Here is an 11747-nt window from a genome sequence, read left to right on the forward strand (position 1 = left end):
CAGGTCCTGCACCTTAAAGGCAGAAATTTCGCCCTTGCCACCTATGACCGAAAAGGCGTCATAACACCGAAATAGTGTCCGTTTGGTATCTGAGCACCGGCCGCCGCAGCCGTTAACTTGACAGCACCCCCACCCGAGGAGTGCACATGTTGAGTAAGCGCTGCGCGCTGACGGGCGGCATCATCCTCGCCGTCTGCCTGGCCACCCCCATCAGCCCAGCATTAGCTGACCCGGCACCTCAATCCGCCTCCCCCTCCGCACCCCCCGAGATGATCGACGCTCTGGAGCGCGACCTCGGCCTGTCGGAAGCACAGGTCGTCACCCGCCTCAAGAACGAGGAGCGAGCCGCCGTCACCGAGAAGAACCTGTCCAGCGACCTGGGCGGCACGTTCGGCGGCGCCTGGCTGAACGACGACGCGAGCAAGCTGAACGTCGCCACCACCGACCCCGCCGCCGCCCCCGCCATCGAGGCGCAGGGCGCGCAGCCGGTCGTGGTCAAGCGCTCGCTCGCGCAGCTCGACGGCATCATGCGGCAGCTCGACCAGGCCCCGGAGAAGGCCAAGGCCGGCGCGGCACTCTGGTACGTCGACGTCAAGACCAACACCGTCTCCGTCCAGGCGCCGACCGTCGAGGCCGCCGAGGCACTCGCCGACGCCGCGGGCGTCGACCGGAGCGCCGTCACCGTCGCCGCGACGGCCGAGCAGCCCAAGCCGTTCATCAACATCATCGGCGGCGCCGCCTACTACATCGGCTCCAGCCGCTGCAGCGTCGGCTTCGCCGTCACCCGCGGCAGCACACCGGGCTTCGTCACCGCGGGTCACTGCGGCCGGGCCGGCTCTCGTACGACGCAGCCCACCGGCACCTTCCAGGGCTCGTCGTTCCCGGGCAACGACTACGCCTGGGTCGCCGCGCCGAACAACACCGTCACCCCGTACGTGCGCGGCTCCGGCGGCGCCAACGTGACCGTGCGCGGCTCCACGCAGGCGGCCGTGGGCTCGTCCATCTGCCGCTCCGGCTCCACCACCGGCTGGCGCTGCGGCACCATCCAGCAGCACAACGCCAGCGTCCGCTACTCGCAGGGCACCGTCAGCGGCCTGACCAGGACCAGCGCGTGCGCCCAGCCCGGTGACTCCGGCGGCTCGTTCATCTCGGGCAACCAGGCGCAGGGCATGACCTCCGGCGGGTCGGGCAACTGCAGCATCGGCGGCACGACGTACCACCAGCCGGTCAACGAGGCGCTGAGCGTGTACGGGCTCACGCTCCGCACCGGCTGACCCCTCCTTGCAGGACCCGCGCGGCGCGCCCCTCCCCGGGCGCGCCGCTTCGGCGTTCAGACGATGCGGTAGCCGACCCCGCGGACGGTCTCGATGATCGGCGGGTCGCCGAGCTTGCGGCGCAGCCGGCCCACGGTGACGATCACGGTGTTGGTGAAGCTGTCGGCGTTCTCGTCCCAGACCTGTTCGAGCAGCAGCTCGGCGCTCAGGAAACCGGGGCTGGCCCGCAGCAGCGCCTCCAGCACGGCGAACTCCTTCACCGACGGCTCCAGCCGCCGCCCGTCCCGCACGACGGTCCTGCGTACCGGGTCGAGCGCGATGCCCGCCACCCGCAGCGTGCGGGGGCGCGCGTCCGGGCGGCGGCGGGCCAGCGCCTGGATGCGCAGGATCAGCTCGGGGAAGTGGAAGGGCTTGGCGAGGTAGTCGTCGGCGCCCAGCGCGAGGCCGCTGACCCGCTCGTCGGGCTCGCCGGCCGCGGTCAGCATCAGCACCATCGGCCGTTCCGCCCGCTCGGTGACCATCTGGCACAGGACGTCGCCGTGCAGTCCTGGCAGGTCCCGATCGAGGAGCACGACGTGGTAGGCGTTGACGTCCAGCTTGGCGGCCGCGGCGAGCCCGTCGTACGCGACGTCCACCGCCATCCCCTGGTCGCGCAGCCCTTCCGCGACGACCTCGGCGAGCGCGTCGTCGTCCTCGACCACCAGGACCCTCATGCCGGCAGCGTCACCGTCGCGCGCAGGCCGCCCGAGGGGCGGGCGAGCAGGTCGAGCCGGCCTCCGTGGGCCTCGGCGACGGCGGCCACGATCGACAGGCCCAGGCCCGACGAGCCGGTGCGGGCTCGTCCGAGGCGTTCGAAGGGGCGCGCCAATCTGTCCACCTCCCGCTGGTCGAGGACGGGGCCGCCGGTCTCGACGACCAGCGTTCGCCCGATGCCGGTGATCTCGATGAAGCCGCCGTCCTCGTTGTGGCGTACCGCGTTGTCCACCAGGTTGTCCACCAGCCTGGCGAGCAGCTCGGGGTCGCCCGTCGCTTTTGTCCGCACGTCGGTCGTCACCGTCAGGTCCTTCACGTCCCTTTCCGCGAGCGCGGCCTGTACGAGGTCCGCGAGGTCGATGCCTTCGGCCTTCGCCAGCGCCCCGTGCTGGACCCTGGCCAGCGCCAGAAAGCCGTTCACCAGGTGATCGACGCGGTCGAGCTGCCTTCTGAGGCGGGCGGCGAGCGCCACCGTCGAGGGATCGGGGTCGGGCTTGGCCACCGCGACGTCGAGCGAGGCCCGCATGGTCGCGAGCGGTGTGCGCAGCTCGTGGGAGGCGTTGGCGACGAAGCGCCGCTGCGCGGTGAACGCCGCCTCCAGCCGTTCGAGCAGGCCGTCGATGGTGTCGGCCAGGTCCTTGACCTCGTCCGCCGGCCCCGTGACGGCCAGCCGCCGGTCCAGGGTGTCGGAGGAGATGCGGCGGGTGGTGGCCGTGATGTCCCGCAACGGGCGCAGCACCCGTTTGGCCAGCATCCGGCCCACCAGCACCGAGACGACCGCCATCACCGCCATGGCCAGCACCGAGCCGATCAGCAGCCGCCGCGCCTGCTCGTCGTACGCCGCCGCCAGCCGCTCCTCCAGCTCCCTGATGCGCTGGTCCGCGCTCTGCCCGGGCACGCCTTCCGCCGGGACGGTGACTTCCACGCCGCCGGACAGGAAGAAGGACAGGGCCAGCAGCGCGGCGCCGGACAGGAGGAACACGGTGGCGTACATCATCGTGAACCGTGCGCCGACGGTCCCACTGCGCGGCCCGATCATCCTGCCAGCATGCCCTGCGGAACCTAACAGCAGCGTGACAGCACCGGTTCTGCTCGCGTTACGCGCCGCTTCGTAGAACCGACCCCATGATCCCTCTCCTCCGTCCTGGACGCCTGATCGCCCTGGCCCTCGCGGCCGCCGCGATCATCGTGCCCGGCCTGTCGTCCCCGTCCTGCTCCGGCTTCTGCCCCGACCCGATCGTCGCCGCGGACGGCACCGCCGTCAGCGACCGCTTCTGGTTCTTCCACCGGGAGCTGGGCCGCGAGGGCGCCATCACCGTCCGGCTGGCCGCGATGACCGGGACGATCACCTACCCGCCGCCGCGCCACGACCGGATCGTGTCCGGGCTGGTGCCGTGGGCCAAGACCGGGATCATCGTCAAGGACGGGCTGCGCCAGGGCTCCTCGTACGCCGCGCTCATGATGACCGGGCGGCACGGCATCCGCTTCCAGCACGACTACCTGCACGACGTCGCCGTCCCCGGCACCGCGCGGTGGCTGCGCCTGACCCGGTCCGGCGACGTGATCACCGGCTACACCTCCGCCGACGGCGCCCGCTGGGACCGTGCCGCCTCGGCCACCCTCAAAGGGCTGCCGGAGACCGTACGGGTGGGGCTGTTCGCCGCCTCGCCCGGCGATCTCACCCTGCGCGAGACCGGTCTTGGCGGGGCGGTCGAGGAGGTCCGCTTCACGCAGGCCGTCGGCGTCTTCGACCACGTTACCGTCGAAGGCTCCGCCGGCGGCTGGGGCAGCGAATCCGTCGGTTCCATGAACGAGACCGACTGGGAGAAGCACCACAACGCGTCCGGGGCCGTGTCGAAGGACGGCACCATCAAGATCAGCGGTACCGGGGACATCGGCCCGTTTCCCGAGGAGGGCGCCCGTGCCATCGAGAGCTCCCTGGTGGGGCTGCCCGTCGCGCTCCTCGTCCTGACCGTGATGGGCGCCCGCTCCGCCACTGCCAGGGTGAGCGCCGTCGGGGCCGCCACGTTCGTCACCGGTCTGCTGGCGGTCGGCACCGTCATCCTGGCTCAGTCGCCGGTTTCTCCCCTTACCGCTGCTCGGGTGATCGTCGGCTGTGCGCTGGCGCTCGCGTTGTGCACCGTCATCGCGTGCAGGCTGGGGCGCTTCCGTCGTGCAGGCGTGCTCGCCGCGGTGTGCCTGATCCCGCTTCCCGCTGTGCTGACGGCGTTTCCGCTGCTTCCTGACGTGGTCGCCGACTGGTTGTTGCGGGTCACGCCGGCCGCCGGGTTCGCCGTCAAGCAGACGCTGGTCGAGTATCCGCAGGTGACGGCCCATTACGCGCCCTCGACGGGTTACCACCCGCTGCCGGGCTGGGCCGGAATGGCGGTGCTGGGTGCGTACGCACTGATCGTCATGCTGAGGCGCGATGAGTTCTCGCCTCCCGACAGGTCTGCATGAACGAGAGAAAGGACCTCCCGGCATGCAACGACCCGTACTCGGCAGTCTCCTCCTGTCCAGCACCGACCCGGAACGTCTCCGCACCTGGTACGCCACCGCCCTCGACCCGTCGGACAACACCGAGGCCAACGGTTACCGGGTGCTGAAATTCGGCGATTTTTACCTGTTTATCGACACTCGTCAGGACATCGCCGACAAGAACCCCGAGCCAGGCAGGGTCATCCTGAACTTCGACGTCCCCGACGCCCGCGCGGTCGCCGCCCGCATGGAGCAGGCCGGCACCCAGTGGCTCGCCGACCTGGAGGACCGCGACGGCAGTCTCTTCGCCACCGCCATCGACCCGGACGGCAACTACGTGCAGATCATCGAACTGAGCGAGGAACACCGCCAGGCGTCCTCGTAGGCTTCGATCATGGATTGGCTGACCTGGCACGACCAGTACGACGTCCCCGGCTCCTACCTGGCGCAGCGCTTACACGTCGTCCAAGAACGCATCCGCCTCGCCCTCGACACCTCCCCGCCCGGCCCGCTGCGGCTCATCAGCCTCTGCTCGGGCCAGGGCCGCGACGTGCTGGAGGTGCTCGCCGAGCACCCGCGCCGCGACGACGTCCGAGCCCGCCTGGTCGAACTGGACCCGCACAACACCGCGATCGCCTCGCAAGCGATCGCATCGTACGGACTCGACCAGGTCGAGGTGCTGACGGGCGACGCCGCACTCACCGACCACTACCAGGACCTGACGCCCGCCGAGATCGTCCTCGTCTGCGGCGTGTTCGGCAACATCACGGACGAGGACATAGAACGCACCATCGACACCTGCCCCCAGCTGTGCACCACCGACGGCGTGGTCATCTGGACCCGCCACCGCCAGGCACCCGACCGGGTGCCGCTGATCTGCCGCTGGTTCGAGGAACGCGGCTTCGAACGCGAGTGGCTGTCACCCCCGGAGGCCGGCTTCGGCGTCGGCGTCCACCGCTTCAAAGCCGGCCCTCGCCCCCTGCTGCCAGGCCGACGCATGTTCACCTTCATCGGCTACGACGAACTCCCCGATGACTTTCCGGCGAAAGAGCCGTCCTAAGCACGAGCGACACCAAGGTCGCTCGACAGCCACGACCCCCGGGAGCCCCGATCATGCGGAAACTGATAGCGACGGTCTTCAACTACTCCCTCGACGGCCTGCTCGCCGACGAGGACACCGACTTCTGGAAGTTCTGCTTCGGCCTGCCGGAGAACAGCCGGCCCGACGACGAGGCCCACCTCGAGTTCCTGCGCGGCGCCCACGCCCACGTCATGGGGCGCACCACGTACGAGGGCACGTCCGAGGCCATGATGTCCTCCCCCGGCCACCCCTTCTCCGAGCTCCTGACCAGCGGCCGCAAGGTCGTCTTCTCCCGGACGATGCAGACGGCCGAGTGGGCCGACACGACCATCGCCGCCGGCGACACCACAGAGGAGATCGACAAGCTGCGGCAGGGCGGCGACGGCTACATCATCGTCTGGGGCGGCGTCCGCCTCTGGCACTCCCTCATGCAGCGGGACCTGCTCGACGAGCTGCACGTGAGCATGTTCCCGTACGTTTCGGGCGAGGGCACCCGCCTCTTCGACGGCGTCCCGAAGTCGTACGAGCTGCAGCTGATCTCCAGCACCCCGTCCAGCAGCGGCATCGTCTACCTGCGGTACCGGCGGCCCCGCTGACTCAGGAGGCCACTGATTCACGGGCTGCTCCGAAGGGGTTGTCGACGACGTAACGCCACCCCCCGTCGGGCCCTCTCCTGGCGACGTCCGTGGCGGTCCCCTCGATGTGCACAGGGCGACCGTCACGGTCGGTGCCGTCGATGACCCAGTCGACGACCAGCAACGCGACGTCGCCCGTGGCGTAGACGTGCCGCGGCCGGACCGTGATCGGCACCCCGAGCCGCTGGAACCGCGCGTTGGCGCCGTACGCCTCCTGCCCGGTCAAGGGCACCCCCGGCTCCGGCACGAACACCGCGCCGCTCTCGTAGATTTGAGCCACCTTCTCGGGATCTCCGCTGTTGAACAGCTCGGCGAAAACGAGGGGTACGTCCTCGGGACGTTCGGCGAGCATCACCATGTCCTTTCCGTAGACGCGGCAACGCTAGGAGGCGCCCTCGTGACTCACCAAACAGTCAGTCACCCGGCCCGGCCGGGCCTGCCCGACGACCCGCGGGCCCACGTCACGGCCCCCACCGCGTCCTGCCCCGTGGAGGTCACCCTCGCGGCCCTGCACGGCCGATGGACGACCCTGGTGATCCGCGAGTTCCTGAGAGGCGACCACACCTTCTCAGAACTCCGTGAAGCCCTCCCGGATTTGTCGGACAAGGTGCTCTCCGACCGCTTGGCACACCTGACGAACACCGGCATCCTCACCCGCCACCGCAAGCCCGGCTGGCCACCCCGAGTCCACTACACCCTCACCCCCCACGGCCACAGCCTCGGCCCCGTCCTGCAAGCCCTCTGGGACTGGGGCTCAGCCGCTCCGACGAGGCACCCCGAGGACGGCTAGGAAGCCATCGGCACAGGCGGCACGACATGGACGATGCGCGCGCTCCCAGCAGGCGCCCTCGTCTCATGCATCCTGATCACATCCACCGCCACGAGATGTCCCCAATGCTCCGGCGTCAGCGGAACCAGCCGCACCCGCGCGCATCCTCCCTGCTCCAGCCCATCGCACCCCTCCACCCAAAGACCGGCGATGGCGAACTCTCCCGTGGGCAGACAAGCGCCATCTCCCACTCACCGTGCTCCAAGTAGCCGACCACATCAGTGCCGAACTCAGTCCGTACGTCGGCGGAACACAGCCGTGCGGCCCTCAAGAGAAGATTCGCGGGGTCAGGCACAGCGTTCAATCGCGGCGGCGTTCAACCCGGGCCCGCCTGCGGAACTCATCGAGCCACTCGGCAATCTGCTCGTCGTCGTGGAAGTAGTCCTCATCTGGGCCGGAACGCAAGTCGACGCCGCAGAGATGCATCAACGCCTCCCACACCGGCTCATCGTGCCCCTCGACCATGTCGGCGGCCACGAACTGCGCCGCCCACCGATCCACTTCCTCCCGAGTCATGTCACCTCGGAGCAGCTCTTCGAAGTGGGCTTCGACCTCCGCGCGCGTTGGTAACGCCACCATGGCCCGCATGCTTGCACGCCCTCACAGGCAGAATCACCCGGTTTTCGCGACGAATGCGTACTCCCCACCGACCTCGCCGAGGCCCTACTGGTACGGCAAGAGATCCTCCGTCGAGCCGACCAACGCTGTGCGCGCGTAGGCCGCAGGCGAGAAGTGAACACCGGTGGCACGCTCCGCAAGGGCCAGCGCCGCGGAGGTGGGATCGTCTGTTGCGTCGCCGCCGACATGCAGCCCGAGATCCGTGACGTCCCCCTCAAGGCAATCAGACTCGCCACCGCCGTACAGGCTGAAGGTCGTGATCAGGTTGCCGTCCCTGTGGAAGGTGAAGTCGGCCCCCTTGATCGTCACGTTGACCGCAGCTGCCACCGAGCCCTTGGAGAGAGCCCCGGCCCGGTGGTAGACGACGGCGCCCCACCCGTACTCGATCAGAACCGTCCCACCCTCGGCCCGATACGCCGCAACACCGAACCCCTCTCCCTCCAGAGGACTACCCGGCACCACGCCGATCCGGCGTAGAGCCTCATCAGGAGACACGTTCTGCACGAAACAGGCACAGAGCCACGTTTCGCCCACGTCGTCCGTGAACTCCTGGTAGAGCCACGCATAAGTGGCCGCAGCCGCCTTACCCATGACCATCGCACCTCTCCCGACCACGAACGATGGACGTGATCGTCGCAGCCCACCCCGACAATTCCGCCCTTCACCAAGCGAAGGCGTCGGGGACCGGCAGACCCAGCGCTCCCAAGAACCGAGCAGGGAACATCCTTCGCCTGACCAGGCTCGCACTCCACCCACCGCACCCCGTCGTACGAGTAGGCACCGAAAACCTCATCAGTCCTCATCCCCCTTTTGGCGGGCGCGGCTGTTCCCGGCTGATCTTGGCACGGTCGATCCCCGGGCCGAATCGATGCCGGTACTCCAACGGAGTGAGCCCGATCTTGCGACGCATCAGCGCACGCAGATTGGCGGCGGTGCCCAGCCCGCTCTGCCGCGCGACCATCTCGAAGCGCGACTCGCCCCGCTCGATCAGCCGGCAGGCCAGGGCGAGTCGCTCCCCTGTCAACCACGCCAGCGGTGTGGTGCCCATCTGCACGTGGAAGCGGCGGTGCAGGGTGGCCGGACTGACCGAGGCGCGCGCTGCGAGGTCGGACACCGTGAGCGGGGTGTCGAGATGCTCCTGGGCCCAGGCGAGGATGGGCGCCAAGGACTCGTCCGGCACCTTGGGCACGGGCCGCTCCACGAACTGCCGTTGCCCGCCGTCGCGGTGGGCGGCGAAGACGAGCCGTCGGCTCACGGAGTTGGCGACTTCCGCGCCATGGTCGCGGCGGACGATGTGCAGTCCGAGGTCGAGCGCGGCTGCGCTGCCCGCGGCTGTCAGGATGTCGCCGTCGTCCACGAACAACACGTCTGTTTCGAGCCGGACGGAAGGGAAGCGGGCCCGGAAGGAATCTGCCCACTGCCAGTGCGCGGTGGCCTGGCGCCCGTCGAGGACGCCTGCCTCGGCCAGGGTGAAAGCACCGCTGCAGAAGCCGACCAGGCGGGCGCCGCGCGCATGCGCCCGCCGGATGGCATCGAGCACGGCGGTCCTGCGGGGCACCTCGACGTCGGGGCGGTTCGGGACGATCAACGTATCTGCCGATTCGGCCGCCTCCAGGTCGGCGACGCCCGTGAGCGTGAAGAACCCGTCCCTCATCAGCGTGCGCGGCTCAGGGGAGCACAGGCGGAAGTCGTAGAGATCGCGTCCGAGCTCGGGCCTGCGCAGGCCGAAGACCTCGGTCGCGCAGCCCAGCTCGAACGGGTTGGAGTTCTCGTCCACGATCACGACGACCCGGTGCAGGCCCGCGGCATGGGCAACATGCGAGGATCCTTGCGTCATGTGCTATTCCTAGCACTCACGCAGAGCGCGCTCGCTGGACCAGCATTGATGCGTGAGCATCGAACCCATAGCCCTCAGCGAGGCCCTCGCCTCCTTCGACGCCCTGTGGAGCCCGCGCATCGTCACGCGCGTCAACGACTACGACGTCCGCATCGCCAAGGTCGAGGGCGAGCACATCTGGCACGTCCATGACGACACTGACGAGTTCTTCCTGGTTCTCGACGGGGAGCTGCGCATCTCCTTGCGTGAGCCCGGTGGGGAGCGCACGGTCCGGCTCCCCACGGGCGCGGTCTTCACCGTCCCGCGTGGCACGGAGCACAAGCCGTCCGCGCCCACCGGAGCCGCGATCCTCTTGTTCGAGCCCACTGGGACACCGTCGGTCGGCGACCGCCACGCCGAGATCCCCGACCACATCGACGCAACGACAGGACACGCACTCGACTCCTGAGCACGTACCTGTCCAGCGCCCCAGGGATACCGAGCCAGTTTAGGACGTACCTGAACATTAAAAGGCCCTCTCCCCGTACTCGGGAAGAGGGCCTCTCACCTGCGGAGGATCGGGGATTTGAACCCCGGATGGGCGGTAAACCCAAACCGCATCAGCAGCTCGGATCTTGTGTGTCCCTATCGGTTCCACCTGGACCACCTGGCCGCGCTGGTCTCCATGGGACGGTTATGTACGAGACGGGATTGCAACTAGAACTGCAACTAGACCAGCCCCACTGCCGCCTGATCGCCAAGCGCGAAGTGGCGGCCATCAATGCAGCCATCGCTCATCGCCGACCCACCGAGTCGACCCGCGCGTGCTCGCTGCTCGACTCATGCAGACGGCTTTTCAGACATTCTCGATGCGTGACGATGGTGTGGCTGCCAGGGCCGTCTGCGCTCCTGACATCCATGACCACGCCGTCCCCTTCCGGGCTGAGGACGGTGGACGTACCGCAGAAGTCGCACAGCCACTGAAAGCTGTGAAGGTCTTGAGATCGAATCGTCAGACGCGCCCACGCCGGCGGACTCCATCGACGGATCTCTTGCACCACGGCGTCCATCTCCGTCCCGACAGCCGGATACTCGCCAAGCCACGCTCGGCCGACGCCGGAGGAACTGTCGATCGCCGCGCCATCGATCGATGCACCGATGCCCTCGTGACCGAGGATCTCCACCATGACACCCCACCGGTGCTGCTGGGTCACTCGGACCCGGACCCGTTGACCAGGGACCAGGCCGGCTCCTGCGGCGTCGAATCGCTGCACGAGATCATTGTGTCGCAGGGGCGTGTTGAACCGGTCGCCCATCTTCTTGAGCAGGGAGAACGATGGCTTGAGCTCGACTAAGTCCACGCGCTCAGCCGATCCTGCCCGGTGGGACTGGGTGAGGAACGAACCTTGTCCCGTCGATCGCCCCCAGCCACGTACGGTGCACAGCCACAGACGGGCGATCGTGAGGGCGGTATTTGTGCGGTGCACTGCACAGCTAAGCCGCATTAGCAGCTACGAGCTTGATTGTCCCATCCTGTTCAGCCTGGTCCAACACGCCTCGAGGGTCCAAGCCGGTCGCTCTGGGACGCCAGTGAATTGCAGCCCAAACTGCGACCCTTCCGGGCCCGGGCGACGTGCAAGCCGGGCTGCGCCAAACCGGGCCACGTCTGCTACAAGCGGCCCTGCCTCAAGGACTGCGCGGGCCACGCGGAGAAGTGCCCCAAGCGGACGGGCGGCGGCCTGGTCTTCCGCCAGCGCAAGGGCAAGAGCAAACTCACTCTCCAATGCCCGCCCGAACTCCTCGCCCAGCTCAAGGCGCACCGCGAGATCCAGGATGCCGAGCGTGAGAAGGCGGGGGACCGCTGGGAGGACCATGACCTGGTGTTCGCCACCAAGCACGGCAAATCGATCGAGCGGACCGAGGACTGGAAGCGCTGGAAGGCCGTCCTCAAGCAGGCCGGCGTCCGTGACGTACGGGTGCACGACGCCCGGCACACCGCTGCCACGCTCCTCATCGAGCAGGGCGTGAACATCCGGGTCGTGCAGCAAGTTCTCGGCCACACGCGGGTCACGACCACCGAGCGGACACCCACGTATCCACACCCCTGATGCGCGACGCGGGGGAGCGCCTCGCCTCCGCTCTCTGGGGTTCTCCGTGAGCAGTTGCAACTAGTGGGCCGTCTCGGAACGTTGACCGGGTAATTGATCTCGGCTGGTGAACCCGTCAGGCTGGCTGCCTCGAAAAGCTGGGAGGTAGTCGTGGC

General features: G+C 68.6%; 15 protein-coding genes. 8 read left to right on the forward strand and 7 right to left on the reverse strand.

Annotation, left to right across the window (positions count from 1 at the left end; translation table 11 throughout):
• Positions 1-146 precede the first annotated feature (146 nt).
• Positions 147-1274: a S1 family peptidase gene (locus tag AB0K18_RS34400; protein ID WP_364922846.1), complete on the forward strand. Its 1128-nt coding sequence runs from the start codon at positions 147-149 to the stop codon at positions 1272-1274.
• Positions 1275-1330: 56 nt separating this feature from the next.
• Here AB0K18_RS34400 and AB0K18_RS34405 read toward each other — a convergent pair whose 3' ends face one another.
• Both AB0K18_RS34405 and AB0K18_RS34410 read right to left on the reverse strand, forming a co-directional pair.
• Positions 1331-1987, reverse strand: a complete 657-nt coding sequence (locus AB0K18_RS34405) for a response regulator transcription factor (protein ID WP_364922849.1) — start codon at positions 1985-1987, stop codon at positions 1331-1333.
• The gene (locus AB0K18_RS34410; protein ID WP_364922851.1) at positions 1984-3066 is read right to left on the reverse strand and encodes a HAMP domain-containing sensor histidine kinase; all 1083 of its coding nucleotides are present in this window, start codon (positions 3064-3066) and stop codon (positions 1984-1986) included. The genes AB0K18_RS34405 and AB0K18_RS34410 overlap by 4 nt, the downstream gene beginning before the upstream one ends.
• A gap of 86 nt (positions 3067-3152) precedes the next feature.
• On the opposite strand from AB0K18_RS34410, the gene AB0K18_RS34415 reads away from it, so the two are divergent.
• The 4 genes from AB0K18_RS34415 to AB0K18_RS34430 are packed head-to-tail and all read left to right on the forward strand — an operon-like array spanning position 3153 to position 6182.
• The gene (locus AB0K18_RS34415) at positions 3153-4487 is read left to right on the forward strand and encodes a hypothetical protein (protein WP_364922853.1); all 1335 of its coding nucleotides are present in this window, start codon (positions 3153-3155) and stop codon (positions 4485-4487) included.
• A 22-nt stretch (positions 4488-4509) separates the two neighbouring features.
• Positions 4510-4890 carry a VOC family protein gene (locus tag AB0K18_RS34420; protein ID WP_364922856.1) on the forward strand — a complete coding sequence of 127 codons (381 nt, stop codon included), beginning with the start codon at positions 4510-4512 and terminating at the stop codon, positions 4888-4890.
• 9 nt (positions 4891-4899) lie between these two features.
• On the forward strand, positions 4900-5565 hold the full coding sequence (locus AB0K18_RS34425; protein WP_364922859.1) for a class I SAM-dependent methyltransferase family protein: 666 nt from the start codon (positions 4900-4902) through the stop codon (positions 5563-5565).
• Positions 5566-5618: 53 nt separating this feature from the next.
• Entirely contained in the window at positions 5619-6182 is a 564-nt protein-coding gene (locus AB0K18_RS34430; protein ID WP_364922862.1) for a dihydrofolate reductase family protein, read from the forward strand.
• A gap of 1 nt (position 6183) precedes the next feature.
• On the opposite strand, the gene AB0K18_RS34435 is transcribed toward AB0K18_RS34430, so the two are convergent.
• The gene (locus AB0K18_RS34435; RefSeq protein WP_364922865.1) at positions 6184-6573 is read right to left on the reverse strand and encodes a DUF4440 domain-containing protein; all 390 of its coding nucleotides are present in this window, start codon (positions 6571-6573) and stop codon (positions 6184-6186) included.
• Positions 6574-6618: 45 nt separating this feature from the next.
• Here AB0K18_RS34435 and AB0K18_RS34440 point away from each other — a divergent pair, with 45 nt between their 5' ends.
• Positions 6619-7011, forward strand: a complete 393-nt coding sequence (locus AB0K18_RS34440) for a helix-turn-helix domain-containing protein (RefSeq protein WP_364922868.1) — start codon at positions 6619-6621, stop codon at positions 7009-7011.
• Between the two features lie 339 nt (positions 7012-7350).
• On the opposite strand, the gene AB0K18_RS34445 is transcribed toward AB0K18_RS34440, so the two are convergent.
• The 3 genes from AB0K18_RS34445 to AB0K18_RS34455 all read right to left on the reverse strand — a co-directional run bounded on the left by AB0K18_RS34445 (position 7351) and on the right by AB0K18_RS34455 (position 9505).
• Positions 7351-7638, reverse strand: a complete 288-nt coding sequence (locus AB0K18_RS34445) for a hypothetical protein (protein WP_364922870.1) — start codon at positions 7636-7638, stop codon at positions 7351-7353.
• Positions 7639-7713: 75 nt separating this feature from the next.
• On the reverse strand, positions 7714-8259 hold the full coding sequence (locus AB0K18_RS34450) for a DUF6461 domain-containing protein (RefSeq protein WP_364922872.1): 546 nt from the start codon (positions 8257-8259) through the stop codon (positions 7714-7716).
• 208 nt (positions 8260-8467) lie between these two features.
• On the reverse strand, positions 8468-9505 hold the full coding sequence (locus AB0K18_RS34455; RefSeq protein ID WP_364922875.1) for a helix-turn-helix domain-containing protein: 1038 nt from the start codon (positions 9503-9505) through the stop codon (positions 8468-8470).
• 52 nt (positions 9506-9557) lie between these two features.
• Here AB0K18_RS34455 and AB0K18_RS34460 point away from each other — a divergent pair, with 52 nt between their 5' ends.
• Positions 9558-9953 carry a cupin domain-containing protein gene (locus tag AB0K18_RS34460; protein ID WP_364922877.1) on the forward strand — a complete coding sequence of 132 codons (396 nt, stop codon included), beginning with the start codon at positions 9558-9560 and terminating at the stop codon, positions 9951-9953.
• A 325-nt stretch (positions 9954-10278) separates the two neighbouring features.
• Here the strand turns inward: AB0K18_RS34460 and AB0K18_RS34465 are convergent, their stop codons facing one another.
• Positions 10279-10845 (reverse strand): hypothetical protein, encoded by a 567-nt coding sequence (locus AB0K18_RS34465; protein WP_364922880.1) that lies wholly within the window; start codon positions 10843-10845, stop codon positions 10279-10281.
• Between the two features lie 234 nt (positions 10846-11079).
• Here AB0K18_RS34465 and AB0K18_RS34470 point away from each other — a divergent pair, with 234 nt between their 5' ends.
• On the forward strand, positions 11080-11592 hold the full coding sequence (locus AB0K18_RS34470; protein WP_364922882.1) for a site-specific integrase: 513 nt from the start codon (positions 11080-11082) through the stop codon (positions 11590-11592).
• The last annotated feature ends 155 nt before the right edge of the window (positions 11593-11747 follow it).

Source organism: Nonomuraea sp. NPDC049421 (genome assembly GCF_040677005.1).
In the GTDB taxonomy this organism is placed as follows: domain Bacteria; phylum Actinomycetota; class Actinomycetes; order Streptosporangiales; family Streptosporangiaceae; genus Nonomuraea; species Nonomuraea salmonea.

Bases quoted from the DNA above. Each gene is read 5' to 3' on its own strand.
- AB0K18_RS34400 (WP_364922846.1), top strand. From the start codon at position 147: ATGTTGAGTAAGCGCTGCGCGCTGACGGGCGGCATCATCCTCGCCGTC.
- AB0K18_RS34405 (WP_364922849.1), bottom strand. From the start codon at position 1,987: ATGAGGGTCCTGGTGGTCGAGGACGACGACGCGCTCGCCGAGGTCGTC.
- AB0K18_RS34410 (WP_364922851.1), bottom strand. From the start codon at position 3,066: ATGATCGGGCCGCGCAGTGGGACCGTCGGCGCACGGTTCACGATGATG.
- AB0K18_RS34415 (WP_364922853.1), top strand. From the start codon at position 3,153: ATGATCCCTCTCCTCCGTCCTGGACGCCTGATCGCCCTGGCCCTCGCG.
- AB0K18_RS34420 (WP_364922856.1), top strand. From the start codon at position 4,510: ATGCAACGACCCGTACTCGGCAGTCTCCTCCTGTCCAGCACCGACCCG.
- AB0K18_RS34425 (WP_364922859.1), top strand. From the start codon at position 4,900: ATGGATTGGCTGACCTGGCACGACCAGTACGACGTCCCCGGCTCCTAC.
- AB0K18_RS34430 (WP_364922862.1), top strand. From the start codon at position 5,619: ATGCGGAAACTGATAGCGACGGTCTTCAACTACTCCCTCGACGGCCTG.
- AB0K18_RS34435 (WP_364922865.1), bottom strand. From the start codon at position 6,573: ATGCTCGCCGAACGTCCCGAGGACGTACCCCTCGTTTTCGCCGAGCTG.
- AB0K18_RS34445 (WP_364922870.1), bottom strand. From the start codon at position 7,638: ATGCGGGCCATGGTGGCGTTACCAACGCGCGCGGAGGTCGAAGCCCAC.
- AB0K18_RS34450 (WP_364922872.1), bottom strand. From the start codon at position 8,259: ATGGGTAAGGCGGCTGCGGCCACTTATGCGTGGCTCTACCAGGAGTTC.
- AB0K18_RS34455 (WP_364922875.1), bottom strand. From the start codon at position 9,505: ATGACGCAAGGATCCTCGCATGTTGCCCATGCCGCGGGCCTGCACCGG.